The organism is Streptomyces sp. CB01373 (assembly GCF_002803075.1).
Taxonomy (GTDB): domain Bacteria; phylum Actinomycetota; class Actinomycetes; order Streptomycetales; family Streptomycetaceae; genus Streptomyces.
Window position 1 is genome coordinate 386,120 of record NZ_NNBK01000002.1, and the last position, 24,782, is coordinate 410,901.

The 24,782-nt window shown below is 73.4% G+C and carries 25 protein-coding genes, 1 other RNA gene and 2 pseudogenes; 15 read left to right on the forward strand and 13 right to left on the reverse strand.

Features of this window, described 5'->3' with window-relative positions:
- Nucleotides 1-21 precede the first annotated feature (21 nt).
- The gene (locus CG719_RS04050) at nucleotides 22-1,404 is read left to right on the forward strand and encodes a bifunctional RNase H/acid phosphatase (protein ID WP_100567054.1); all 1,383 of its coding nucleotides are present in this window, start codon (nucleotides 22-24) and stop codon (nucleotides 1,402-1,404) included.
- A gap of 97 nt (nucleotides 1,405-1,501) precedes the next feature.
- Here CG719_RS04050 and yaaA read toward each other — a convergent pair whose 3' ends face one another.
- Nucleotides 1,502-2,302 (reverse strand): peroxide stress protein YaaA, encoded by an 801-nt coding sequence (yaaA, locus tag CG719_RS04055; RefSeq protein WP_100567055.1) that lies wholly within the window; start codon nucleotides 2,300-2,302, stop codon nucleotides 1,502-1,504.
- 76 nt (nucleotides 2,303-2,378) lie between these two features.
- Between yaaA and CG719_RS35270 the strand changes: the two genes are divergently transcribed.
- The 9 genes and pseudogenes from CG719_RS35270 (at nucleotide 2,379) to CG719_RS04090 (ending at nucleotide 9,082) form a co-directional block, all read left to right on the forward strand.
- Nucleotides 2,379-2,516 (forward strand): hypothetical protein, encoded by a 138-nt coding sequence (locus tag CG719_RS35270; RefSeq protein ID WP_159024806.1) that lies wholly within the window; start codon nucleotides 2,379-2,381, stop codon nucleotides 2,514-2,516.
- Nucleotides 2,471-2,605, forward strand: a pseudogene (locus CG719_RS35275) (hypothetical protein); the annotation flags it as partial. The gene CG719_RS35270 and the pseudogene CG719_RS35275, both read left to right, overlap by 46 nt.
- Before the next feature lie 106 nt (nucleotides 2,606-2,711).
- Nucleotides 2,712-3,289, forward strand: a pseudogene (locus CG719_RS04060) (Uma2 family endonuclease).
- 60 nt (nucleotides 3,290-3,349) lie between these two features.
- Nucleotides 3,350-3,753: RNase P RNA component class A (rnpB, locus tag CG719_RS04065), an RNA gene on the forward strand.
- Nucleotides 3,754-4,350: 597 nt separating this feature from the next.
- Nucleotides 4,351-6,138 carry a sensor histidine kinase gene (locus CG719_RS04070; protein ID WP_100567056.1) on the forward strand — a complete coding sequence of 596 codons (1,788 nt, stop codon included), beginning with the start codon at nucleotides 4,351-4,353 and terminating at the stop codon, nucleotides 6,136-6,138.
- A gap of 317 nt (nucleotides 6,139-6,455) precedes the next feature.
- Nucleotides 6,456-6,875, forward strand: coding sequence for a roadblock/LC7 domain-containing protein (locus tag CG719_RS04075; protein ID WP_100567057.1), 420 nt, complete (start codon nucleotides 6,456-6,458; stop codon nucleotides 6,873-6,875).
- A complete protein-coding gene (locus CG719_RS04080; protein ID WP_100567058.1) occupies nucleotides 6,872-7,228 on the forward strand; it encodes a DUF742 domain-containing protein in 357 nt (118 codons plus the stop codon). The genes CG719_RS04075 and CG719_RS04080 overlap by 4 nt, the downstream gene beginning before the upstream one ends.
- The gene (locus CG719_RS04085) at nucleotides 7,209-7,826 is read left to right on the forward strand and encodes a GTP-binding protein (RefSeq protein ID WP_100567059.1); all 618 of its coding nucleotides are present in this window, start codon (nucleotides 7,209-7,211) and stop codon (nucleotides 7,824-7,826) included. The genes CG719_RS04080 and CG719_RS04085 overlap by 20 nt, the downstream gene beginning before the upstream one ends.
- Nucleotides 7,823-9,082 carry a cytochrome P450 gene (locus CG719_RS04090; RefSeq protein ID WP_100567060.1) on the forward strand — a complete coding sequence of 420 codons (1,260 nt, stop codon included), beginning with the start codon at nucleotides 7,823-7,825 and terminating at the stop codon, nucleotides 9,080-9,082. The genes CG719_RS04085 and CG719_RS04090 overlap by 4 nt, the downstream gene beginning before the upstream one ends.
- A gap of 65 nt (nucleotides 9,083-9,147) precedes the next feature.
- Here CG719_RS04090 and CG719_RS04095 read toward each other — a convergent pair whose 3' ends face one another.
- From CG719_RS04095 to CG719_RS04140, 10 genes are all read right to left on the reverse strand, one after another.
- Nucleotides 9,148-10,374: a cytochrome P450 gene (locus tag CG719_RS04095; RefSeq protein WP_100567061.1), complete on the reverse strand. Its 1,227-nt coding sequence runs from the start codon at nucleotides 10,372-10,374 to the stop codon at nucleotides 9,148-9,150.
- Nucleotides 10,375-10,531: 157 nt separating this feature from the next.
- Entirely contained in the window at nucleotides 10,532-11,335 is an 804-nt protein-coding gene (locus CG719_RS04100) for an urease accessory protein UreD (RefSeq protein WP_100567062.1), read from the reverse strand.
- Nucleotides 11,336-11,342: 7 nt separating this feature from the next.
- Entirely contained in the window at nucleotides 11,343-12,035 is a 693-nt protein-coding gene (gene ureG, locus CG719_RS04105; RefSeq protein WP_376493024.1) for an urease accessory protein UreG, read from the reverse strand.
- The gene (locus tag CG719_RS04110; RefSeq protein WP_100567063.1) at nucleotides 12,025-12,753 is read right to left on the reverse strand and encodes an urease accessory protein UreF; all 729 of its coding nucleotides are present in this window, start codon (nucleotides 12,751-12,753) and stop codon (nucleotides 12,025-12,027) included. The genes ureG and CG719_RS04110 overlap by 11 nt, the downstream gene beginning before the upstream one ends.
- 23 nt (nucleotides 12,754-12,776) lie before the next feature.
- Nucleotides 12,777-14,486 carry an urease subunit alpha gene (locus CG719_RS04115; protein ID WP_100567064.1) on the reverse strand — a complete coding sequence of 570 codons (1,710 nt, stop codon included), beginning with the start codon at nucleotides 14,484-14,486 and terminating at the stop codon, nucleotides 12,777-12,779.
- The gene (locus CG719_RS04120) at nucleotides 14,479-14,790 is read right to left on the reverse strand and encodes an urease subunit beta (protein ID WP_100567204.1); all 312 of its coding nucleotides are present in this window, start codon (nucleotides 14,788-14,790) and stop codon (nucleotides 14,479-14,481) included. Before CG719_RS04120 ends, CG719_RS04115 begins: the two co-directional genes overlap by 8 nt.
- A 176-nt stretch (nucleotides 14,791-14,966) precedes the next feature.
- On the reverse strand, nucleotides 14,967-15,269 hold the full coding sequence (locus CG719_RS04125) for an urease subunit gamma (protein ID WP_100567065.1): 303 nt from the start codon (nucleotides 15,267-15,269) through the stop codon (nucleotides 14,967-14,969).
- A 95-nt stretch (nucleotides 15,270-15,364) separates the two neighbouring features.
- Entirely contained in the window at nucleotides 15,365-15,856 is a 492-nt protein-coding gene (locus tag CG719_RS04130; protein ID WP_234375399.1) for a hypothetical protein, read from the reverse strand.
- A 107-nt stretch (nucleotides 15,857-15,963) separates the two neighbouring features.
- Entirely contained in the window at nucleotides 15,964-16,332 is a 369-nt protein-coding gene (locus CG719_RS04135; protein WP_100567066.1) for a MazG-like family protein, read from the reverse strand.
- 106 nt (nucleotides 16,333-16,438) lie between these two features.
- Nucleotides 16,439-16,984 carry a DoxX family protein gene (locus CG719_RS04140; RefSeq protein WP_100567067.1) on the reverse strand — a complete coding sequence of 182 codons (546 nt, stop codon included), beginning with the start codon at nucleotides 16,982-16,984 and terminating at the stop codon, nucleotides 16,439-16,441.
- A 142-nt stretch (nucleotides 16,985-17,126) separates the two neighbouring features.
- Between CG719_RS04140 and CG719_RS04145 the strand changes: the two genes are divergently transcribed.
- The 3 genes from CG719_RS04145 to CG719_RS04155 all read left to right on the forward strand — a co-directional run bounded on the left by CG719_RS04145 (nucleotide 17,127) and on the right by CG719_RS04155 (nucleotide 19,939).
- Nucleotides 17,127-17,453, forward strand: a complete 327-nt coding sequence (locus CG719_RS04145; RefSeq protein ID WP_100567068.1) for a hypothetical protein — start codon at nucleotides 17,127-17,129, stop codon at nucleotides 17,451-17,453.
- A gap of 67 nt (nucleotides 17,454-17,520) precedes the next feature.
- Entirely contained in the window at nucleotides 17,521-18,516 is a 996-nt protein-coding gene (locus CG719_RS04150; RefSeq protein ID WP_100567069.1) for an aldo/keto reductase, read from the forward strand.
- Between the two features lie 214 nt (nucleotides 18,517-18,730).
- Entirely contained in the window at nucleotides 18,731-19,939 is a 1,209-nt protein-coding gene (locus tag CG719_RS04155) for a D-alanyl-D-alanine carboxypeptidase family protein (RefSeq protein WP_324838184.1), read from the forward strand.
- A gap of 113 nt (nucleotides 19,940-20,052) precedes the next feature.
- Here CG719_RS04155 and CG719_RS04160 read toward each other — a convergent pair whose 3' ends face one another.
- Nucleotides 20,053-20,811, reverse strand: a complete 759-nt coding sequence (locus tag CG719_RS04160) for an SDR family oxidoreductase (protein WP_100567071.1) — start codon at nucleotides 20,809-20,811, stop codon at nucleotides 20,053-20,055.
- Nucleotides 20,812-20,918: 107 nt separating this feature from the next.
- Nucleotides 20,919-21,977 carry a Gfo/Idh/MocA family protein gene (locus tag CG719_RS04165; protein ID WP_442802707.1) on the reverse strand — a complete coding sequence of 353 codons (1,059 nt, stop codon included), beginning with the start codon at nucleotides 21,975-21,977 and terminating at the stop codon, nucleotides 20,919-20,921.
- Nucleotides 21,978-22,109: 132 nt separating this feature from the next.
- On the opposite strand from CG719_RS04165, the gene CG719_RS04170 reads away from it, so the two are divergent.
- Together CG719_RS04170 and CG719_RS04175 are read left to right on the forward strand one after the other, a co-directional pair.
- Nucleotides 22,110-23,417, forward strand: coding sequence for a multidrug effflux MFS transporter (locus CG719_RS04170; protein WP_100567072.1), 1,308 nt, complete (start codon nucleotides 22,110-22,112; stop codon nucleotides 23,415-23,417).
- Nucleotides 23,366-24,553: a serine hydrolase domain-containing protein gene (locus tag CG719_RS04175; protein ID WP_100567073.1), complete on the forward strand. Its 1,188-nt coding sequence runs from the start codon at nucleotides 23,366-23,368 to the stop codon at nucleotides 24,551-24,553. Before CG719_RS04170 ends, CG719_RS04175 begins: the two co-directional genes overlap by 52 nt.
- The last annotated feature ends 229 nt before the right edge of the window (nucleotides 24,554-24,782 follow it).

The following is a 24,782-nucleotide window of genomic DNA, read 5'->3' on the forward strand; positions in this document are numbered from 1 at the left end:
GGTTTGTAAGGAGCAGGCGGCGTGCGGGAGTTCATCGTCGAGGCCGACGGCGGGTCACGGGGCAATCCGGGGCCCGCGGGCTACGGGGCGGCGGTGCTCGACGCGGCGACGGGCGAGACCCTGGCGGAGCACGCGGAGTACCTCGGCGTGGCCACGAACAACGTGGCCGAGTACCGGGGCCTGCTGGCCGGACTGCGCGCCGCGCACGCGCTGGACCCCGCGGCGGCCGTGCACGTGCGCATGGACTCCAAGCTCGTCATCGAGCAGATGTCGGGCCGCTGGAAGATCAAGCACCCCGATCTGAAGCCGCTCGCGGCGGCGGCGGGCCGGGTGTTCCCGGCCGACCGGGTCACCTACGAGTGGATCCCGCGCGAGCGCAACAAGCACGCCGACCGCCTGGCCAACGAGGCGATGGACGCGGGCGCCCGCGGCGAACAGTGGTCCGCCGCGTCGGCTCCGGACACCAGGGCCAGGCCGAACGCCGCCCCGGCCCCCGAACCCGGCCCGGCCACCCACGAGGCGGGTGCTCCGCCTGCCCCTGGCGGTGCTGCCGGCGCGGGCGTCCGCGCGGAGGGTGCCCCGCCCGTCTCCGGCGGGGCTGCCGATGCCGGTGCGGGTGACCGTACGGCCTGTGCCTCGTCCGCCTCGGGCGGGCCCGCCGACACCGGTGCGGGCGCCGACGTCCGGGCGGCGCGTGCCACCGCCACGGCCGGCCGGACGGCTTCCGGCGCGGGGCCCGAGGGGGCCGTGGCCACCCCCGGCTGGGCGCCCGCCGATCTCGGCGCGCCCGCCACCTTCGTGCTGCTGCGGCACGGGGAGACGCCGCTGACGCCGCAGAAGCGTTTCTCGGGCAGCGGCGGCACCGATCCGTCGCTGTCCGGCGTGGGCCGCGAGCAGGCCGAGAAGGTCGCGGCGGCGCTCGCCCGGCGCGGCACCGTCCAGGCCGTCGTGTCCTCGCCGCTCGCCCGCACCCGCGAGACCGCCGGCATCGTCGCCGCCCGCCTCGGCCTCGGCGTGACCGTGGAGGAAGGGCTGCGCGAGACCGACTTCGGCGCCTGGGAGGGCCTCACGTTCGGCGAGGTGAGCGAGCGCTACCCGGACGACCTGAACGCCTGGCTGGCCTCCCCGGAGGCCGCGCCCACCGGCGGCGGCGAGAGCTTCGCGACCACCGCGGTACGGATCGCCGCCACCAGGGACAAGCTGGTCGCCGCGCACGCGGGCCGCACGGTGCTGCTCGTCACGCACGTCACCCCGATCAAGACGTTCGTCCAACTGGCGCTCGGCGCCCCGCCGGAGTCCCTGTTCCGCATGGAGCTGTCGGCGGCGTCCCTGTCGGCGGTGGCGTACTACGCGGACGGCAACGCGAGCGTCCGCCTGTTCAACGACACGTCCCACCTGCGCTGACCGTCCCGCCGCGCGGGCAGGCGGATGCACCCGCGAGGGGACCTCCGCGTCAGTGGGTCCCGGCGTCAGTCGATCCCGGCATCAGTGGATCCCGGCGTCAGTGGATCTCCGTCACCACCACGTCCAGCGACCACGGCCGCCCCGCCTTCGCCGGCGGCTCCGCCTCCACCACGTACCCGAGGTCCCGCAGCGCCTCGACCAGCCCCGCCGGGTCCTTCGGAGCGGCCGCCCCGGTCAGCAGGGCGCGTACGATCCGGCCCTTGGTCGCCTTGTTGAAGTGGCTGACCACGGACCGCTTCTCCACCCCGTCCACGACCTGGGAGTGCAGCACCCGCACGGTCGCCGTCCGGTCCGCGACCTCCCCCTTCGGCTTCCACGCCGCCGCGTACGCCGAGGACCGCAGGTCAAGGACCAGTCCGTCACCGGCCGCCTCGGGCAGCACCGAGGCCATCGGCGTACGCCAGTACGCGGCCAGCGCGCCGAGGCCGGGCAGCTTCACCCCCATCGAGCAGCGGTAGGACGGGATCCGGTCGCTCACCCGTACCGCGCCCCACAGCCCCGAGAAGACCAGCAGCGACCGCGCGGCGCGCTGCTTGGCCGACGGGTCGAGGGAGGCCAGGTCCAGGGCGTCGTAGAGCACCCCCGTGTAGATCTCCCCGGCGGGCCGCGTCCCCGCCGTGCGCAGCCCGGCGTTCTTGGCGACCTCGCCGCGCAGGCCCTCGCTCAGCCCGAGCACCTCGCTGGCCTTGTCCTCATCCCCGGCGCACAGCTCGACCAGCTCCGTCAGCACCGACTCGCGGGCGGCGGCCAGCCCCGGCAGCGACAGCGACTCGGGCCTCAGCGGGGCGCCACGGCCGGCGGCGGCCTTGCCTTCGGACGGGGGCAGCAGCACAAGCACGGGGGTTACTCCTTCGGATAGCGCTCCGCGCCAGCGTACGGCGTGCCGCCCGCGGCCCCCGCCCCACGCTCGCTGTATGCCCCGCCGCCCGCTCCGCGTGACCGGCGCCTCCGAGGCACCCCTGAGGGCCGCCCTCGCCGCGGTGCGCACCGCACTCGACGTGCCCGGCGGCTTGAGGGCGGCACCGCCCCGCTGCCGCTGGGCGAGCGGCTGAGAGTCCGGCTCACGCGGGCCGATCCATCCCCCGATCCAGCCACGCCGAAGGTGCGCTTCGCGCCCGCGTACGAGCGCGTACGTCCCTGACGGGGGCCGTGCTTGTGTGCCACGATCGAGAGAACGGTTCCCGATCTTACGGACAGGTGGTCCTGGGATGTCCGAGTCCGGCGAGCGACCGAAGGAGGGGCGTGACATGCCTGCCGTGGCTCATGAGCCCATCACGCCGGCTGAGGGCCTGCTGGAGATCTTCCTGTCCCTCGACACCCCGGAGGGCTTCCGGGCCGAACTGATCGAGGGGGAGATCGTCGTGACACCGCCGCCGGACGGGGACCATGAGGACTGCATCAGCCTGATCATGAAGCAGGTGATCCGCCGGTCCCGGACCGACATGGACTCTCCGGGAACAAGGGCCTGAAGCTGAGGCGCGGGGGCGCCTGCCCGAAGGACCACGCGATTCCGGACGGCACGTTCGCGCCGACGAAGCTGCGCCTCTACCGGGGCGCCGACTCCTGGATGCCCTGTGACGGTGTGGCCATGGTGCTCGAGGTGACGTCGACCAAGCCCCAGGCCGACCGCGAGGCCAAACGCCGCTGCTACGCACGCGGCGGCATCCCTCTGTATCTGCTCGTCGACCGGGAAGCCTCATCGGTCACCCTCTTCAGCGAGCCGGAGAACGACGACTACCGGGAGCTCTGCACCCGCCCCTTCGGCAAGCCCCTCACGGTTCCCGAGCCCTTCGCCTTCGAACTGGACACCGCGGACTTCCTCTGACGGTGACGGTGCTCGGGCAGCGCCGTCCGACGCGCCGGGTACGATGGTCCACACGGCAGACGAGCCGGGCGGGCGGCCGCGTGGAGTCCCCTCAAGGGGGCTTCCCGAGGAACGTCCGGGCTCCACAGGGCAGGGTGGTGGCTAACGGCCACCCGGGGTGACCCGCGGGACAGTGCCACAGAAAGCAGACCGCCGGGGATCTCGGTCCTCGGTAAGGGTGAAACGGTGGTGTAAGAGACCACCAGTGCCCAGGGTGACCTGGGCAGCTAGGTAAACCCCACCTGGAGCAAGGTCAAAAGGAAACACCCCGGTGTTTCTGCGCGGACGTTCGAGGGCTGCCCGCCCGAGTCCGCGGGTGGACCGCACGAGGCCGGCGGCAACGCCGGCCCTAGATGGATGGCCGTCGCCCCGGGCTCCGCGAGGAACCCGGGGAACAGAACCCGGCGTACAGCCCGACTCGTCTGCCTTTGGCATGTGTACGGGCCGTGGGGCGGGGCGAATCTCGGAGTCCTCTCTGCCGCACTGTCCGACCAACTTCGCGGAGCGCGGTGGCGTGCGCGTCGAGTAAGGCGCGGAGGGCTGCGTGGAAGGGTGTGGCCGAACCCGGTTCTGAGTGACAGGATCACGCCAACGTCGGCGCTTCGGATCGTGATCCGTCGCTCTGCTCAAAAGCCTTCCAATCTACGTGAGTTCGGCTTCCGGCGGCGTATGGTTGGCTGGAAAGTGGCTGCTGGCGTTCGGAGTTGACGTGCTGGTGGCGATTTTCTTTGCGATTTTGACACTCCGTCAGCACATTTGGCAGCCTGTCCTCGTTGTCAGCGCGGGTGAGGGAGCGTCATCTCCCCTATCACGGGCGGGCGTTCAGGCGGTCGGTTCGCGACGAACTTGCGTCACCGGCTGACTGGGCGGTCAGCCAGATCTTCTCGCGCGGCGGTGTGGCTAGCATGAGCGGGTACCCGGTCGGAAGATCGTCGTCCTCTTGGCGACCCCCTTTCCGGCCCGCGGCCGCCGTGAGCCGGCTGCCCCGTTTCTTCTGATCTCATGGACCGAGGGACCGCGGAATGTCAGTGCCTGCACCGCCCAGTCAGCACCGGCCGGCGAAGGCGCCGCACACCTCGCCGACCGCGCCCCTCGCCGTACTGGTGGTGGCCGCCGCGGCCGGCGGTGCGGCCGTCGCCCTGGCGCCGTCCGGCGCCCGAACCTGGGCGCTGACCTTCGCGGCGGTCGCCTGGGTGTGCCTGGCCGTGACCGTCCTCGTCAGTCGCCGGCTCATCCACCGGGCCCGGCGTACGGCCGCGGCGCAGGCCTCCGAGACCGGCCGTCTCAAGGCGCAGGCCGCGCAGCTTTCGGCGGAGACCGCGCACCTGGTCAACGTGACCCTGCCCGCCGTGGCCAAGCAGCTCCGGGACGACACCAGCGCGGAGGACGCGGTGGGCAGCGTGCCGCCGCCGTCCGACCCGCAACTCGGCCGGATCGTGCACACCTTCGCCGCCGCCGTCGAGGAGGACGTGCGGCGCGCGGCCGCCCTGGACGACGAGCGCAGGCAGGCCCGCCAGGAGCTGGCGGAGGCCACCGCCGCGCTGGAGCGGCTGGAGCAGGAGACGCTGCCCGCCGCGATCGCCCGGCTGCGCGACGGCCAGTCCGCCGACACGGTGCTCGCCGAACTCGACCTGCCGCGGCCGGCCGTGGTGCGCACCCCGACCGAGTCGTTCGTCCGCGAACTCGCCCACAGCGAGCGGCGCGCCGCCGCCGCCCAGGCCGCCTCCGCCAAGGCGCTCAGCCGCGTCCAGGCCAAGTCCGTCAGCATGCTCGCCGACCTGCGGGAGATGCAGGAACGCCACGGCGAGGAGGTCTTCGGCGACCTGCTCAAGCTGGACCACAGCACCTCCCAGCTCGGCCTGATGACCGACCGGCTGGCACTCCTCATGGGCGGCCGGTCCAGCCGCGCGTGGAACAAGCCGATCGTGATGGAGAGCATCCTGCGCGGCGCCGTCGGCCGTATCGCCGCCTACCAGCGGGTGCGCCTGCACTGCTCCACCACCGCCGCGGTCTCCGGCTTCGCCGCCGAGGGCGTCATGCATCTGCTCGCCGAACTGATGGACAACGCCGCGAACTTCTCCCCGCCCATCGACGAGGTGCACGTCTACGTCGAGGACCGCGCCGCCGGCATGGTCGTCACCATCGAGGACAGCGGCCTGAAGATGGCCGACGCGGCGATGCGCCGCGCCGAGGAGGCGGTGTCCGGCCGCGTGAACGACCTCGCCTCGCTCCAGGGCACCCGGCTCGGACTCGCCGTGGTCGGACGGCTCGCGGGCAAGTACGGCATCAGCGTCAACTACCGCCCCTCCTCGCGCGGCGGCACCGGCGTCGTCGTCCTGCTGCCCCCGCAACTGCTCGCCCAGCAGCGCGAGTCGATCCCGCGGGAGGCGACCGGCCGCCCCGCCGCGGGAACCGCGCCCACGCCCGGTCCCGCCGCCACGTCGCCGGCCCCCGCCGCGTCGCCCGCCCCGGCCCCGGCGCCCGAGGCCCCCGCGCGTCCACGAGCCCCGGAGCGGCCCGCCACCCGGCCGGAGCCGCCCGAACAGGGACAGCGTGCCACCGGCGCCACGCTGAACGGCCTGCCCGTCCGCGCCCCCGGCCGCACCATGGCCGAGGCGGAACGGGAGCGCGAGCAGCGCCGGTCGGCGGCCGAGGCGGCGTCCGGCACGAAGTCCGAGGCGCCCGACGGAGACCGCCCGGCACGCGACGCCGGTTCACGCTTCGGCGCCTTCCACCGCGGGCGCCGGGCCGCGGGCGGCACCGAGGGACCGGACCCCCGGCCCGAGTCCGAGCCGCCGGCCGCCCCCTAGCGCTGTGACCGGAAAGGTTCACCGGCTCGCGACGCCCGGCACGGCACCTCGCCGCGTTGTCGCATCACCCGAGTACATCCAGTACACGGGCGATGCTCCGCCTTGCGATGCTCCCCCACTGCCCGAAGGGCGTGGGAGGTGCCCCCAGCACCGGACGCCGCGAGCTTCCCGGCAAACCTTTCCGGCCACAGCACTGGCCGCCGCCCCCTTCCCGTACGGCGCAGGGGCGTCGGCGCCCACGTCCCGCTCGATTTCCTGAGATTGGAGGAACGGGCCGGTGACCGGTCGAACCGGGCACCACCGTCCCATCACCCATCATGCAGACCACAGACAACAGCCTCACCTGGCTTCTCCAGAGCCTCCTGGAGCGCACCCGCGGCACCCGCCACGCCCTGGCCCTGTCCCGGGACGGCCTCAAGCTGTGCTGGACCGAAAACCTGGCCCTGGACCAGGCCGACCAACTGGCCGCGATCTGCTCCGGCATCCAGGCCCTCGCCCAGGGCGCGTCCATGGAGTTCGGCGACGGCAGCGGCGGCGTGCGGCAGTCCATGACCGAGTTCCACGGCGGCCTGCTGTTCATCATGGAGGCCGGCGAGGGAGCGCACCTGGCCGTCCTCGCCGACGAGGACGCCGACCCCGGCGTCGTCGGCCATCAGATGACGGAACTGGTCGAGCAGATCGGCGAGCACCTGCGCGCCCTGCCCCGAGAGCCCGTTCCGGGGAGTGCCGCGTCGTGATGCGCAAACCCGTGGACACCGGTGACCCCGACCGGCTCTACACGGTCACGGCCGGCCGGAGCCGCGCCGACGAATCCTTCGACCTGGTCACCCTCATCGTCAGTGAGTCCCGGCCCACCGCGGGAATGCAGTCGGAGCACACCCGGATCCTGGAGCTGTGCGAACACCCCACGGCCGTCGTGGAGATCGCGGCGGAGCTGAAACTGCCCATCACGGTGGTGCGGATCCTGCTCGGCGACCTGCTCGACATGGGCCGTATCACCGCCCGCCACCCGCGCGCGGCGCAGTCCGTCGCCTCGCTCCCCGATTCCGCCCTTCTCAAGGAGGTGCTCCATGGGCTCCGCAACCTCTGAGCTGCCCTCCCACCGCACGCCCCTGGACGACGCCGCGGAGACCGGCCTGAAGATCGTCATCGTGGGCGGTTTCGGTGTCGGCAAGACCACCCTGGTGCGCTCGGTGAGCGAGATCCGGCCGCTGAACACCGAGGAGGTGATGACGCAGGCCGGCGTCGGCGTCGACGAGACCAGCGCGGTCGCGACGAAGACGACCACCACGGTGGCGTTCGACTTCGGGCGGATCAGCCTCAACGAGCGCATGGTGCTGTACCTGTTCGGCGCGCCGGGCCAGGAGCGCTTCTGGTTCCTGTGGGACAGGCTGTTCTCCGGAACCCTGGGCGCCGTGGTGCTCGTGGACACCCGCCGGATGGACGACTCCTGGTACGCGATCGACCGGCTCGAGCACCACAAGACGCCGTTCGTGGTGGCCGTCAACCGGTTCGACGACGACACCAACCGGTACTCCCTCGATGAGATCCGCCAGGCGCTCGCACTGCCCGAGCACGTGCCGATGCTCGACTGCGACGCGCGGGTCCGGCAGTCCGGCAAGGACGTGCTGATCACCCTCGTGGACCACCTGTACGAACTGGCCATGGCCCAGGAGGCGACAACGTGACCGACCCCTCTTCCGCGCGACCGGCCCCGCCGGGCTACCCCGCCCACCAGCCCGACGCGGTGCGCCTGGCGGGGCTGGAGTACCAGCAGACGCCGTCGCAGCTCTACCGCGCGCTGCGCTGGGAGCACGGCCCGGTCGCGCCGGTGCTGCTCGACGGGGACATACCGGCCTGGCTGGTGCTCGGCTACTCCGAGGTCACCTACGTGACCAGCCACGACGAGCTGTTCGCGCGGGACTCGCGGCGCTGGAACCAGTGGGAGAACATCCCGGCGGACTGGCCGCTGATGCCGTACGTCGGTTACCAGCCATCGGTGCTGTTCACCGAGGGCGACGAGCACCGACGGCGGGCCGGGGTGATCACCCAGGCGCTGGAGGGCGTCGACCAGTTCGAGCTGGCCCGCAACTGCCAGTCGATCGCCGACCGGCTCATCGCCGACTTCGCGGGCAGCGGCCACGCGGAGCTGATGTCCGGTTACGTGCACGCCCTGCCGATGCGGGCGGTGGTGCAGATGTGCGGCATGCCGACCTCGGGCGAGGACACCCAGCAGCTCGTCGAGGACCTGCGGATCTCGCTGGACGCCGCCGAGGGCGACGACCCGGTGGCCGCGTACGGGCGTGTGGGCGAGCGGCTGCAGCAGCTCGTGAAGGACAAGCGGGTCAGCCCGGGCCCCGACGTCACCTCGCGCATGCTGCAGCATCCGGCGGGGCTGACGGACGAGGAGATCGTCCAGGACCTGATCTCGGTGATCGCCGCGGCGCAGCAGCCGACGGCGAACTGGATCTGCAACACGCTGCGACTGCTGCTGACGGACGAGCGGTTCGCCGTGAACGTGTCGGGCGGCCGGCTCAGCGTGGGTGAGGCGCTCAACGAGGCGCTGTGGCTGGACACGCCGACGCAGAACTTCATCGGCCGCTGGGCCGTCCGGGACATCCAGCTGGGCGGGCGGCAGATCCGGGCCGGCGACTGCCTGGTGCTGGGGCTCGCCGCGGCCAACACCGATCCGCAGATCTGGCCCGAGTCGAACGTGGGCGCGGAGAACGCCGCGCACCTGTCGTTCAGCAACGGCGAGCACCGCTGCCCCTATCCGGCACCGCTGCTGGCGGACGTGATGGCGCGGACGGCGGTCGAGACGCTGCTGGAGCGGCTGCCCGACCTGGTCCTCTCGGTGGAGCCGGAGACGCTGACCTGGCGTCCGTCGATCTGGATGCGGGGGCTGACGTCGCTCCCGGTGCGGTTCACGCCGGTGGTGCAGTAAGCGGGCGGATGGGCCCCTGTTCCTGGAAGGGGCCCATTGCCTCGGCGGCGGTGCGGGTCGGATGATCAGGCGGTCACGGGTGTGAACTGCACCGGCAGACGCTCCGGTCCGCGGGTGAAGACACCCTGCTCGACCGGGTCGAAGCCGTCGGCGAGGCGCAAGTCAGGCATGGCGTGCAGCAGTTGGCTGACCCCGATCTCGACCTCCGCCTTGGCGAGCAGCGCGCCCACGCAGAAGTGCCGGCCGAGCGCGAAGGCCAGGTGGTCGGCGGCGGCCGAGAAGGCCGTCGTGGCGGTGAGGTCGTCGCGGAAGATGTCGAAACGGTCGGGGTCGCGGTAGCGGCTCTCGTCGCGGTTGGCGGCGCCGATCAGACAGGTGACGGTGACGCCCGCGGGTATGGTGCCGCCGCTGAGCTCCACCTCGGTCGCGGACTGCCGCATGATCATGTGGACGGGCGGGGTGTACCGCAGGGTCTCGGCGAAGGCGCGCGGGATCAGGTCCCGGTCCGCGCGGACGGCGGCGAGCTGGTCGGGGTGGAGCAGCAGGTTCGCGAAGATGCTGGCGATCGCCTTGTCGGTGGTCTCGCCGCCGGCGGCGAGCAGCAGGCTGCAGAACGCCTTGATGTCCTCGTCGCTCATCCGGACGCCGTCGACCTCCGCGGCGCACAGCGTCGACAGCAGGTCGTCGCCCAGGTTGTCGCGGCGCTCGCGGATGATCGGCAGGATGTACTCGGCGAACTCGACGCGGGTCCGCTCGCCCGCCGCGGCCACCTCGGGGTCGCCCGACAGGTTGCCGAGGAAGGCGATCACGGACGTGTACCAACGGTGGAAGCGTGCGTGGTCGGCCTTGTCGAGGCCCAGCATGTCGGCGATCACGTTGACCGGGAAGCGGGTGGCGTAGTCGCCCACCAGGTCGGCGGAGCCGGACTTCCGGAAGCCGTCGATCAGTTCGCGCGAATTGCGCTCGATGACGGGCAGGAACTTCTCCTGGAGGTCGGCGCCGCGGAAGGCGGGGGCCACCAGGGCGCGGCGCACGGCGTGCTCACGGCCGCTGAGCTGGAGGATCGTCTTGCCGTGCACCGGCTCGATCTGCCAGTCGTAGTTGTCGGTGGTGAACTCGCCCTTCTTGTCCTTGAAGACGCGCTCGACGTCCTCGTAGCGCGAGACGATGTAACTCTGAGTGGCCTCGTGCCAGATGAGGGGCGCGGTGTCGCGCATCAGACGGTACGCCGGGTACGGGTCCGCGGCGAACTCGGGCGAGAGGATGTCGGGCACCTGCTGCGCGGTGGACATGGGGCTCCCTCAAAGTGAGTGACTGGCTTACGACACAAGGTAATTGATCAACAGTCAACCAAGACAGCCCCAGCCCCTCCCCAGCCGCCCCACCAGCATCCCTTGGCCGAAAACCGCCTCTTGCGCCTGGCCGGGGCAGCCAGGTCGGTCCGCCGTGTCAGCCCGTGACCGTCCGCGACCCCGGCGTCGGCAGGCCGGTCAGGCCACGGTCGAGGTACCGGCGCAGGGTGAGGGCGTCGTCGGCCAGGGCGGTGAGCAGGGTGACGCCGGGGGACAGGGGCATGACGGCCGCGTCGGCGGTGGGGGGCGCGGGTGGGAGCGCGGGACTGCCGGGGGCGACGACGAGCAGGGTGCCCAGGGCCCGCCGGCCGCCGGTCACGGCCGGGCCGCGCCAGCCCGGGACGTCCGGGCCGACGGCGAACTCCTGGTCGTGCAGGGGGCGGCCGGCGAGGGTCACCCGCAGGCGCTGTCGGACCGTACCCGGCGTCTCGCCGTGGCGTCCCAGGAGCAGTTCCTCGCGGACGAGCAGGCGGGCGCCCGGCTCCAACTCGATGCGCGTCGTGGCGTGGTGGTCGCAGCGGCCGGCGGCGATCACGGGTTCGGGCAGCCAGACCAGGGTGCCGGCCGGCGCGACCCGCAGGCGGGTCTCGGTGTGCGAGGGGCGGCTGTGCGGCCCCGGCAGCACCAGGGTCGCCGCCACACCGCGTACGACGAGCGCCGCACCCGCCGCGACCTCGACGTCCAGCCGCAGGTGGTCGCCGCCGACCGGGCCCGCGGCCGCGGCGGCCAGCGCCACGTGGGCGGCGCCGGGCGGGTTCCACCGGCCCGTCGGCTCGACGGCGGAGGGGATGGTGGGCCGCCAGATCAGCGGCGCCTCGGAGCGGAGGCGGCTGATCCGGGTCCTGGTCCCGCCGGACCCGTCCCGGTCGGCCGTCACCGCCAGGCGGGCGTGGGCACGCATCACCGGGTCACCCGGCGGGGACGGCGAGGCACTGCCGTACCCACGCGGCGACGTCGGCCGCGGACGGGTCCCGGACCAGCGAGGTGAACAGCACCGGCAGGTCGCCGCGCTTGGCGCGGGCGTCACGGTCCATGACGGCGAGGTCCGCGCCGACCTGCGGCGCCAGATCGGTCTTGTTGACGACCAGCAGGTCGGCCGAGGTGACCCCTGGCCCGCCCTTGCGGGGCACCTTGTCCCCGCCGGCCACGTCGATGACGAAGATCTGGTGGTGGACCAGTCCGCGGCTGAACGTGGCGGTGAGGTTGTCCCCGCCGCTCTCCAGAAGGACGAGGTCGAGCGGCGGCAGCGTCGCCTCCAGCTCCTCCACCGCTTCGAGGTTGGCGGAGATGTCGTCGCGGATCGCGGTGTGCGGGCAGGCTCCGGTCTCGACCGCCCGGACCCGTTCGGCGGCCAGTACGCCGTTGCGCAGCAGGAAGTCGGCGTCCTCGGTGGTGTAGATGTCGTTGGTGACCACGGCCAGGGAGAGTTCCGGGGCCAGCGTGCGGCACAGCGCCGCGACCAGCGCGGTCTTGCCGGATCCGACCGGGCCGCCGATGCCGATGCGCAGGGCCCGGCCGGGGCGGCGGGGCAGAGTCCCTCGCGCCTCGGCGTGCGCGTGGACATGGGCTCGGTCGGGACGCGGGGTGGGGTCAGGACGCAAAGAGACGCACCTCCCAGACGGAGTGGTGTTCGGCACGGATGTCGAGCAGGGGGCCCGCACGGGACGGGAGATCCGCGGGCGCGGTGTCCGCGTGGCGCGCGGCCCCGGCGGCGACGGCGGCGATCCGCAGGCCCAGCCGGGCGAGGACGGCGTGGACCGCGAACGGGTCGAGTCCGAGCAGCCGCACGGCGGCCGTCGCCGGGGTGAGCACCGCTTCATGGGCGGCGGCCAGCGCCGCGGCGTCCGTACCCAGGCCGGCCGCCGCGGCCACCGCGCCGAGGGCGACCGGCTGATGGGGGCCGTGCCGGGGCGCCGCGCCCAGCTCGTCCAGGCGGGGGTGGGGCCAGACCGTACGGCCCGCCCGCAGCAGTTGCCGTCCCAGACGGCGGGAGGCGGTGCGCAACGCCGGTGACGGGGTCCTGGCGGCGAACTCGCGGTCCAGCAGCTCAAGTTGCTCGGTGCTGGACTCCCCTCGGCGGCCCGTACCGCCGAAGGCGGCGCACGCCGCGGCCGTGAACGCGGCGCTCACCGCGCCGGTCGTCGCCAGCCGTCCTTGCAGGAACTCCTCCAGCGCGGCCAGGTCGTCCACGCCGTCCAGGGCCGCCGCCGCTTCCAGACCGCCGGAATGCGCGTGCCCGCCGGAGGGGAAGCGCCCGTCGGCGAGCAGCAGCAGCGCCGGCGGCGTCGGCTGCGGCTGATTGGCGTCCTGGGCGTTCATCGAGGCGCGTCGATGTCGTCGGGTCAGAAGAGGAAGTAGCGCTGTGCCATGGGCACTTCGGCCGCGGGTTCGTGCTCGATCAGCTCCCCGTCGACCCGCACGGCGTACGTGTCGGCGTCGACCTCGATGCGCGGAGTGGCCGTGTTCTCCGGAAGGTCCCGCTTGCCGCGGCCGCGTACGTTCTCCACGGCGACGAGCCGCCGCCGCAGCCCCAGGCGGTCCGCGAGGCCGTCCTCGACGGCCGCCGGTGCGACGAAGGCGACGCCGCTCGCGGCGGCGGCCGGGCTGCCCACGTTGTAGCCCATCCGGTTCAGCACCGGCTGGGGCGTGGGAATCGACGCGTTCGGGTCGCCGAGGGCGGCGCTCGCGGCCATCCCGGCCTTGAACACGACCGTGGGCCGCACCCCGAACAGGGCGGGCTGCCACAGCACCAGGTCGGCCAGCTTCCCGGGCTCGACGGAACCGATCTCGCGTTCCAGGCCGTGCGCCACCGCCGGGCAGATCGTGTACTTGGCGACGTAGCGGCGGGCCCGGTGGTTGTCGGCCCCGCTGTCGCCGGGCAGTGAACCGCGCAACTCCTTCATCCGGTGGGCGGTCTGCCACGTCCGCGTCACGACCTCCGCGACCCGGCCCATCGCCTGAGCGTCCGAGGACATGATCGAGAGCGCTCCGAGGTCGTGCAGCACGTCCTCGGTGGCGATGGTCGTGGGCCGTACCCGGCTCTCGGCGAAGGCGAGGTCGTTGGGCACCTGCGCGTTGAGGTGGTGGGCCACCATGACCATGTCCAGCGCCTCGGCCACCGTGTTGACGGTGAACGGGCGGGTCGGATTGGTCGACGCGGGCAGCACGTTCGGCTCACCGGCGATGCGGATGATGTCCGGTGCGTGGCCGCCGCCCGCGCCCTCGGTGTGGTACGCGTGGAACGTCCGGCCGCCCACGGCGGCGAGCAGATCCTCCACGAAACCCGCCTCGTTGAGGGTGTCGCTGTGGATCGCGACCTGAACTCCGGCCCGGTCGGCGACGGTCAGCGCGGCGTCGATCGCGGCCGGGGTGGCGCCCCAGTCCTCGTGCACCTTGAACCCGCCCGCCCCGCCGCGCAGTTGCTCCCACAGCGCCTCGGGGGACACGGTGTTGCCGCGGGCCAGGAACAGCACGTTGAGCGGCCAGGGCTCGCAGGCCTCCAGCATCCGCCGCAGCCACCAGGCGCCCGGCGTGGCCAGGGTCGCCTTCGAGCCCTCGGTGGGTCCGGTCCCGCCGCCGACGAACGTGGTGGTGCCCGCCGCGAGGGCCTCCTCGAACATGGCCGGGCCGACGAAGTGCACATGGGTGTCGATCGTGCCCGCCGTCAGGATCAGCCCGTTGCCGGCCGCGATCTCCGTGGAGGGGCCGATGACGAGGCCGGGGTGGACCCCGTCCATGGTCTCGGGGTTGCCCGCCTTGCCCAGCGCCACGATCCTGCCGTCCCGCACGCCGACGTCGGCCTTGACCACTCCCCAGTGGTCCAGGACCACCGCGCCGGTGATGACCAGGTCCGGTGTTCCCTCGCCGCGGGTGGCCCGCGACTGGCCCATGGACTCCCGGATGGATTTGCCACCGCCGAAGACGGCCTCGTCTCCGCCGCCGCAGAGATCCCGCTCGACCTCGATGAACAGGTTGGTGTCGGCCAGGCGGACCCGGTCCCCGGTGGTCGGGCCGAACGATGCCTCGTACTCGCGCCGGCTGATCTCAGCCATCGAGTTCACCTCCGCACAGACCGCGCAGTCCGGCCACGATCCGCCGCCCCCCGATCGGGACCAGCTCCACCTCCTCCACGGCCCCGGGCTCGAAACGCACCGAGCCGCCCGAGAGCACGTTGAGCCGCCGCCCCCACGCGGCCTCGCGGTCGAACTCCAGCGCGGCGTTGACCTCCGCGAAATGGAAGTGCGAACCGACCTGGACGGGACGGTCGCCGGTGTTCTCCACCCGCAGCCGGGTGACCTCCTTGCCTGCGTTGATCACGACCGGGTCGTCGCCGTAGAGCACTTCGCCCGGGATCAGGGGCTCGTCGGCCTCCGGATGTCCCCCCGTGTAGTGCCGCCGGGCCGCCTGCCGCGACCCGGTTCCGCCCCGCCGTGGCAGGCTGGGGCTGCCGACGCCGCTGGACGGGTGCAGCACCGAGCCGTGCTGGTCCTGCCGGCCGGGGTCGTCGCTGGGATGCTCGTCGCTCCTCATGATCATGAGATCGGCCCCGTCACCGTGATCAGATTCGTGCCGTCGGGGAAGGTCGCCTCGACCTGCACCTGTCCCAGCATCTCCGGCACCCCCTCCATCACGTCGTCGCGACCAAGCACGGCCCGTCCGGACTCCATGAGCTCGGTGACCGTACGGCCGTCGCGCGCACCCTCCAGCAGGAACGACGTGATCACCGCGGTGGCCTCCGGCAGATTCAGCTTCAGGCCCCGCTCCTTGCGCTCCAGGGCCAGCTTCGCCGCCGTGTAGATCATCAGGCGCTCACGCTCGTGCAACGTCAGAAGCATCGGCCGCCTCCACGGGGTGAGAGGAAGAACCACGCTCTTGCAGTTAAGCCCAAACGTGCCACCGTCGCAGAGCGAGAGCTCACACCGCGTGACGCTCAGCGGGCCCTTCCGACAGGCCGGACCTCCTCCGCGCGTACGCCACCGGTCCTGGCGTGCGCCAGGACCGCCCGCCGCGACTGGCCGTCCAGGGGCAGGTGGAAGGCCTGGAGCGAATGGCGTGCTCCACCCGTGTCGAAGCGGTCGACGACCTTGCCCAACGGGTTCCGCAGCCGCCCGTCCGGCATGAGGACGCCGGCCGGCTGGGAGAAACGGGCCCGCTGGCCGGCGTCGAAGTCCACCCAGCTCGCACCGGCGTGGCGCACCAGCACCTCACCCACGTACGCCCCGAGGCCGAGCAGCGGCCCCCGTACGCGCTCGCGCGACGCGCCGCTCTTGCGCATGCCGTCGATCAGGAAGTCGACGATCCGCAGACTCGCCACGGAGTAGTCCAGGGGCAGCCGGCTGCGCTCCGTGAGACGGGCGACCAGGACGGCCGCGCGCCGGGGCATCCCTTCCGCGCACGGATTGATCTCGTCGGCCTCGGCCATGGAACTTCCACCCTTCGCTTGCCAGAGGGCCTTGACGGGCCCCTGATCAGCAAGCGGATTCAGCCGCCGGAACGTCACGCCCCGCCGGTGCGCGGGCGGGGCCTCGGTCAGGTCTCCCCGCCCGGCCCCAGTGACCGCTGCCTGACCCGGTCCAGATGCCGGGCGAAGACCTCCCGGGCCTGAGGGGTCAGGGTGCGCAGGGCCACCAGGGCGGTGATCACCACGTCGCACAGTTCCGCCTCGACGTCGTCCCAGGTGTGGGTGGTGCCCTTGCGCGGGTTCTGGCCGGTCGCGCCGATCACCGCCTGGGCGACCTCGCCGACCTCCTCCGACAGTTTCAGAACCCGCGGCAGCACCGTCGCCTCCCGGCTCTCGCCGAGGGGGCGGTGCCCGTCCAGCCAGGCCCACAGGTCGTCGACGGCGGACCAGAGATCCTCGGGCGGTGCCGGCGCGGAGCCGGGGTGCTGATCGCTCATGCGGCGCAGCCTGCCACGAGCCGCCCGTCCGGCTCCGCGGAAAGCGCCTCCCGCCGGTCCTCGCCACTCCGCGAAAGCGGCTCCCGCCGCTCCTCGCTGTTCCTCGCTACTCCTCGAAGAGAGCCTCCTGCTCGCCCTCCTTCTCCTGGCGCAGCCGCCGGACGCGGGCGCCGAGGACCAGGGACGTCGCCGCGGCCACCGTCGCGAACGCCGCGGGGACCATCCAGCCGCGGTTGACGGCGTGCCCGAGGGCGTGGTCCACGGAGAGCCGGCCGGGGCCCGTGATCGCCAGGCCTGCGGAGGTCAGGCCCAGCGAGGCCGCGTACTCGTAGCCGCCGCTCTGGGCGAAGAAGCCGCTGGGCGCGTGCACCGCCGCCGCCCCCGCCATCGCGCCGGCCGCCGCCGCGCCCGCCGCCGGGGTCGCCAGGCCCATGGCGAGGAGCAGGCCGCCGCCGGCCTCCGACAGCCCGGCCGCCATCGCGCTCGCCTTCCCGGGCCGGTAGCCCACGGACTCCATGAACCGGCCGGTCCCCTCGATCCCGCCCCCGCCGAACCAGCCCAGCAGCTTCTGCGCTCCGTGCGCTGCCAGCACGCCGCCGGTACCCAGCCGGAGCAGCAGCAGGCCAAGATCGCGTCGGTCGTAACAGGTCACGGTGACTCCCAGGCGGACGGCGGAGGATCAGCGGCTTCGGACCGCTTCCGGGTCTCCACCGTCGCACCGCCCACACTCCACCGGCCCGTCCTGGGCGCCGTCCGGGTGGCGGGGTCCCCGGGACCGGTGTGACGCTGCCGACATGACGATTCAGACCGCCAGACTGAGCGACCCGGCCGTCCGTGCCTTCGTCACCGCCGTCAACGCCCACGACCGCGAGGGCTTCATGCAACTGCTCGCGCCCGGCGCGACCATGGCGGACGACGGGGCCGACCGCGACCTCGCGGAGTGGATCGAGGAGGAGATCTTCTCCACGCACGGCCACATGGACGTCGACAACGAGTCCGCCGGCGGCCGCGCCCTCCTCGCCCGCTACCGCAACGACACCTGGGGCGAGATGCGCACCCGGTGGTCGTTCACCATCACCGACGACGGCCGGATCTCCCGGTTCGAGACCGGCCAGGCATAGCCCACCGACACAGGCCCCGTACCGGGCCTTGCCCTCGCGTGCGCTCCAACTCGTAGCGTCCCAGGGCATGGAGACCACCACCTTCGCAAGGACACTGGGACACGGCGGGATCGAGGTCAGCGCACTCGGCTTCGGGTGCTGGGCGATCGGCGGGGAGTGGCGGTCGGCGGACGGGCAGCCGCTCGGCTGGGGCAGGGTGGACGACGAGGAGTCCGTACGGGCGATCCGGCGCGCTCTCGATCTCGGCGTCACCTTCTTCGACACCGCTGATGTCTACGGCTGCGGGCACAGCGAGCGGGTGCTCGGGCGGGCCCTGGGCAAGCGGCGGGACGAGGTCGTCGTCGCCACCAAGTGGGGCAACCTGTTCGACGAGCGCACCCGCACCGCCGACGGCCAGGACGCCACCCCCGAGCACGCGCGCCGCGCCCTCACCGCGTCCCTCGCCCGCCTCGGCACCGACCACGTCGACCTCTACCAGCTGCACATCTCCGACGCACGGCCCGGCGACGCGGCCGCCCTGCGGGACGCCTGCGAGGACTTCGTGGCCGAGGGGCTGATCAGGGCCTACGCCTGGAGCACGGACGACCCCGCCCGCGCGGCCGTCTTCGCCGAGGGCGAGCACTGCACGGCGGTGCAGCACGCGCTGAACGTGCTCCAGGACGCGCCCGGGATGCTCGCGCTGTGCGAGGAGCGGGGCCTCGCGAGCGTGAACCGCAGCCCGCTGGCCATGGGACTGCTCACCGGCAAGCACGCCGGGCGCGCGCCCCTGGAGGCGGGGGACATCCGCAGCCGGCCGCCCGCCTGGCTGAAGGGCTTCGGCGACGGCTCCGGCGCCGACCCGGAGTGGCTGGCCCGCACCGAGGCGCTGCGCGAGGTCCTGACCAGCGGCGGCCGTACGCTCGCCCAGGGCGCCCTGGCCTGGCTGTGGGCGCGCAGCGGGCGGACGGTTCCCATCCCCGGCTTCCGCTCGGTCGCCCAGGCCGAGGAGAACGCGGGCGCCCTCGCCAAGGGCCCGCTGACCGCCGCCCACCTGGCCGAGACCGACCGCATCCTGGGGCGCTGAGGAGCCGCGGGCCGGGGACGGAGGGGCGCGGGCGTCGAGCGGGCCGGGGGGCGTGGGCCTCGCGCGGGCCGGGGCCGAGGGGCGGGGCGTGGGCGCGGCGCGGGCCGGGGCGCGATTCGGCGGGGCATTCGGCGACTCGTCCTTTGGTGATCTTTTGATCAGACTTTGAGGACATGTCGCGCACGGGCTCAGGCTCGCTCTGTACGGTCCCGGGGTGCGTGTTTCCTCTCGGTCCCCCCACGGCCCGTCCCGGCGTTCCCTGCTCACCCTCGCCACGGCCGCCCCGCTGGCAGCCGTGACCGCCGCCGGCCCGGTCGCGGCCGCCGCCCCCGCCCGCGCCGCCACCGTGATCGGCGGCGAGCGGCTGGCCCATACGAAAGTGCAGGTGAGCGGCGCCACCGGCCTGCCAGGCGGGCTCACCGCCCGTGCCTGGCTCCTCGCCGACGGGGAGACGGGGCACGTGCTCGCCGCGTACCGCGCGCACCAGCCCCTCGCGCCCGCCTCGACGCTGAAGATGCTGTTCGCGGACACGGTGCTGAGGAAGTTCCACCGCGCCGAGCGGCACACCGTCACCGAGGCCGAGCTGGCCGACATCCCCGGCGGCTCAAGCCTCGTCGGGATCCAGGCCGGGACCACCTACACGGTGGAGCAGTTGTGGCAGGGCGTGTTCCTGCGCTCGGGCAACGACGCCGTGCACGTGCTCGCGCACATGAACGGCGGGGTGGCGAAGACGGTCGCCGAGATGCAGGCCAGGGCCCAGGACCTCCAGGCCCTGGACACCCACGTGGTCAGCCCGGACGGTTTCGACCACCCCGGTCAGCTGTCCTCGGCGTACGACCTGACGCTGATCGCCCGGCACGGACTGCGCAACGCCGACTTCCGCGGCTACTGCGGCACGCACGCCGCCGACTTTCCGGCTGGCCGGAGCAAGACGTTCCAGATCCAGAACACCGACCGCCTGCTGACCGGAGCGTGGGGCCTGAAGGCGTACCACGGCCTGATCGGGGTGAAGAACGGCTACACCAGCGACGCCGGCAACACCTTCACCGGCGCGGCCGTACGCGGCGGCCGCACCCTGCTGGCCACGGTGCTGAACCCCGCGGCCGGCAGCAACGCCGTCTACGAGGAGACCGCCGCCCTGCTCGACTGGGGCTTCGGGAAGGGCAGTTCCGCGCGGCCCGTCGGCACGCTGGTCGAGCCGCTGAGCGAGGGCGGGAAGAAGGCGGACGCGGACACCCCGCCCGTGAAGCAGGCGGCACCGGCCGCCGCCGGACCGCCGGGCGCGGCGGCGGACGGCGGGCCCTCGGCCTGGCGGCTGCTGGAAGGCGCGGGCGGTACGGTCGCGCTGCTGACCGGCGGCGTGTGGGCGCTGCGCCGGCGCCGGGCCGCGTCCGCCGAGTCCGGGGGGCGCCACCGGCGCTGAGCCGCCCGCGCGGCAGGCGTTCCACGCACCGGCGCGCATCCGTTGGTGAGGATCGCCCGCCCGCGGCCCGGGTCGGCGTCCGTCCCGGGCCGTTCGGGCCCGTTCCGGGCGGCTCAGCCCCGCCCCACGTACGGCATCGTCGTCGCCAGCACCGTCGCGAACTGCACGTTCGCCTCCAGCGGCAGCTCCGCCATGTGCCGCACGGTGCGCGCCACGTCGGCCACGTCCATCACGGCTTCCGGGACCACCTCCCCGTTGGCCTGGAGGACGCCCGATTCCATCCGGGCCGTCATGTCGGTGGCCGCGTTGCCGATGTCGATCTGCCCGACCGCGATCCGGTACGGCCGGCCGTCCAGGGACAGCGCCTTGGTCAGGCCGGTCAGAGCATGCTTGGTGGCGGTGTAGGGCGCCGAGTGGGGCCGGGGCGTGTGCGCCGAGATCGAGCCGTTGTTGATGATCCGGCCGCCCTGCGGGTCCTGCTCCTTCATCCGCCGGTACGCCGCCTGGGCGCACAGGAAGGCCCCGTTGAGGTTGGTGTCCACCACGTGCCGCCACGCCTCGTAGGACAGCTCCTCCACCGGTACGCCGCCCGGCCCGAAGGTGCCCGCGTTGTTGAACAGCAGGTCGACCCGTCCGAACCGGTCGACGGTGGCGGCGAACAGCGCTGCCACGTCGTCCGGCCGGGCCACGTCGGTGCGCACGGCGAGGGAGGCGGCCCCCGGGGCGAGCGCCGCCGTCTCCTCCAGCGTCTCGGGGCGGCGCCCCGCCAGGGCCACGGACCAGCCCGCGCGCAGCAGTTCCACGGCGACGGCCCGCCCGATGCCCGAGCCGGCTCCGGTCACCACCGCGATCTTCGATTGCCTGTCGGTCATGGCACCGGAGCGTACGAGGACGGTCCGCCAAGCGGAATCCACTGTCCGCCATACGGATGCCGGCGAGGGCCGCGGAGGCCTCCGGAAGCTCGCCGGTGTCGCGGGGCTCAGGCGAGCGCGGCCTCCCGGGCCCGCCCGGCGTCCGGTCCGTCCGCCTCTCCGGGATAGCGCACGCCGATCCGCTCCCGCACCGCGTCCAGCGTCCGCATCACCGCCAGGGTGCCCTCCAGCGGCACGAGCGGGGACTCCGTCTCGCCCGCGCGCAGGGCCCGCATCACCTCCCGCGCCTCGTGCCGCAGGGTGGTGCGCGGACCGTCGGCCGGGGCCGCGGTGAACTCCTCCGGGTCACGGCCGTGCCGGCGCAGCACGAAACGGTCGGGGTGGAAGAAGCCGGAGGGCACGTCGATCCGGCCCTTGGACCCGGTGACCGAGGCGCAGGTGGCCGTGGATCCCGTGATGGAGCAGTGCAGTTGGGCCAGCGCGCCCCCGTCCCAGGAGAGCAGCGCGCCGGTCTGGAGGTCGACGCCCTCCGCGGAGAGCACCGCCCTGGCCGTCACGTCCGACGGCTCGCCGAGCAGCAACTGGGCGAACGAAACCGGGTAGACGCCGAGATCGAGCAGCGCCCCGCCGCCCAGGTGCGGGTCGCGCAGCCGGTGCGAGGGCGGGAAGGGACCGGCGAGCCCGAAGTCGGCCTGAACGGTGCGTACTTCGCCGATCGCGCCGTCGTCGACCAGTGCCTTCAGGCGCCGTATCAGTGGATTGCAGTACATCCACATGGCCTCCATCAGGAACCGGTCGTGCTCACGGGCGAGCGCGACGAGTTCCCCCGCCTGCCGCAGGTTCAGCGTGAACGGCTTCTCGCACAGCACGTTCCGACCGGCCTCCAGGCACAGGCCGGCGGCCGCCCGGTGGGCCGTGTGCGGGGCGGCGACGTAGACGACGTCGACGTCCGGGTCCCGGGCGAGCGACTCCCAGTCGCCGTACGCCCGCGGGATCCCGAACCGTTCCGCGAACGCATTCGCGGACTCCTCGGTGCGCGAGGCCACCGCCACGACCTCGGCGTCCGGCAGGTCCACCAGGTCCGCGGTGAACGCGGCCGCGATCTGGCCGGTCGCCAGAACACCCCAGCGCACCGTCTGTTCCGCCACCCCGGACACTTCCGACATCCCGGACCTCACCCTCGCTCGCGCGTTCCTCGGCACGGTGTACGAGCTGAGAGCATAGGCGGCGGATCAGCCGGGGAGGCCCGGAGAGGGCCGAAGAAGGCCACGAGAGGGCCGGGAGAGGAAGGGACACACATGTCGGAGGGTGGGGCGCCCGCACCGCACGCGCCGCGGACGGCCGTACCGGAACGGGGACTCGCCGGACCACCGGCGCGCTCGGCCCGCCGCGCCGGACTGCTGGTGACCCTGATTCTCGGCGGGCTCACCGCGACGCCTCCGCTCGCGATGGACATGTACCTCCCCTCCCTGCCGGAGGTCACCCGGTCCCTGCACGCCCCGGCCGCGACCGTCCAGCTCACACTGACCGCCTGCCTGGCCGGCATGGCGCTCGGGCAGATGGTGGTCGGCCCGATGAGCGACCGGTGGGGGCGCCGCCGCCCGCTGCTGACGGGGCTCGCCGTCTACGTCCTCGCCACCGCGCTGTGCGCGTTCGCCCCGAACGTCGAGACGCTGGTCGCCTTCCGGCTGGCCCAGGGCCTGTCGGGCGCGGCCGGCATCGTGATCGCCCGTGCGGTCGTGCGGGACCTGTACGACGGCGTGGCCATGGCCCGCTTCTTCTCCACCCTGATGCTGATATCCGGCGTCGCCCCGATCGTGGCCCCGCTGATCGGCGGGCAGATCCTGCGGGTGACTGACTGGCGCGGCGTGTTCGTCGTCCTCACGGTGGTCGGGGCGCTGCTGGCCGTGGTCGTCTGGACCCGGCTGCCGGAGACCCTGCCGCCCGACCGCCGGCACGGCGGCGGGGTGGGCGAGACGCTCGGCTCGATGCGCCGGCTGCTCGCCGACCGCGCCTTCACCGGATACCTGCTCGCGGGCGGCTTCGCCTTCGCGGCGCTGTTCGCGTACATCGCCGCCTCGCCGTTCGTGATCCAGGAGATCTACGGCGCCTCCCCGCAGACGTACAGCCTGCTGTTCGGGCTCAACTCTGTCGGGCTGGTCATCGTGGGCCAGGTCAACGGCCGGGTGCTCGTCGGCCGGGTCCGCCTCGACCGGGTGCTGGCCGTCGGCCTCGTGGTGATCAACCTGGCCGCGGCCGCCCTGCTGCTGATGGCCCAGGGGGTGTTCGGCGAGGTGGGCCTCGTGCCCGTGGCCGCCGGGCTGTTCGTGCTCATGTCCGCGATGGGCGTCACCCTGCCCAACACCCAGGCGCTCGCACTGATGCGCACCCGCGAGCACGCCGGTTCCGCGTCCGCCCTGCTCGGCACGTCCTCCTTCCTCATCGGCGCGATCGCCTCCCCGCTGGTCGGGATCGCCGGGGAGCACACCGCCGTGCCCATGGCGCTGGTCCAACTGGCGGCCGCGCTGGTGGCGCTGGCCTGCTTCATGGGAATGTGCCGTCCCTGGAGGCCACATGCGGCCGAGAGCATGCAGGAGGAGAGCTGAGCGCACCGAGACTGCGCGGGGACACACCGGAGAGGGCCGGACTCGACCCCGCCGAGCTGCGTCACCTCGTCCGTGAGGTCCACGACCTCACCACCGGGGAGCACCCCTGGGCGGCAGGTGCCGTCGTGCTCGCCGGACGCGGCCCGGTGGTCGCCGTCGCCGAGGCGGCGGGCTGGGCGGTGCGGTACGCGTCCTACGACCCCGCCACCGACCGGGGCGTCGAACTCCCGGCCGACCGGCGGGTGCCGATGACCGTGGACACGCCGTTCGATCTGGCCTCCCTGACCAAGCTGTTCACCGCGGTCGCCGCCGTGCAGCAGATCGAGCGGGGCACGCTGGGCATCGACGCGCGGGTGGGGGCGTACCTGCCGGAGTTCCGGGCCGCCGCCGCACACGGCGTCACCGTACGGCAGTTGCTCACCCACACCTCCGGGCTGCGCCCCGAACTCCCGCTGTACGACTGCCCCGACGCCGCCTCCCGGTCGGCGATGCTGCGCGCCGAGGCCCCGGTGGGCGTGCCCGGCACGTACACCTACTCGGACCTCAACCCGCTGCTGCTCCAGCACGTCCTGGAGCGGATCACCGGCCGCACCCTGGACGTCCTGGTCCGCGACGGGATCACCCGCCCGCTGGGCATGGCGTCCACCCGCTTCGGCCCGTGCCCCGGCGCGGCGGCGACCGAGGACCAGCGGCGGCCGTGGGCCAAGGCGGACCGGGGGATGCTGCGTGGCGAGGTCCACGACGAGAACGCCTGGGCGCTGGGCGGTGTGGCCGGTCACGCGGGCCTGTTCTCGACGGGCCCCGACCTCGCGGTGTTCTGCCGCGCGCTGCTCGCGGGCGGCTCCTACGGCCCCGCCCGGATCCTCGGCCCCGACCTCGTCGACCTGCTCCTCGCCCCACCGGGCCTGGGCTTCGCCGTGGACCAGCCCTGGTTCATGGGCGAACTGGCGGGCCACGGAGCAGCGGGCCACACGGGCTTCACCGGCACGTCCCTGACCCTCGACCGGGCCACGGACACTTTCCTGATCCTCCTGGCCAACACGGTCCACCCCCGCCGCCGCCCATCATCGAGCACCCCCCGCGCGACAGCGGCGACACGCCTGTCACGAGCGGTCCGCGGCACCCGCCGCGCCTGAGGCGGCGAACGCTCCCGGCAGCCTGCCGGGCTCGGCGGGCTGCGGCAGCAGGCCGGGCCTTACAGACGCGAGACCACTACGCGCGGTGGCGGCCCGGCCGGCGTAAGCAGTCGGGGGCTCGTGCCGGGCTCGGGAGGGGTGAGCGGGCCACCGCGCGGCTGGGGGCGACCCGGCCGGTGGAGGCGAGGGGGCGGCGGTGGCCAGCCCGTCCAGCGCACCGACCCTGCTG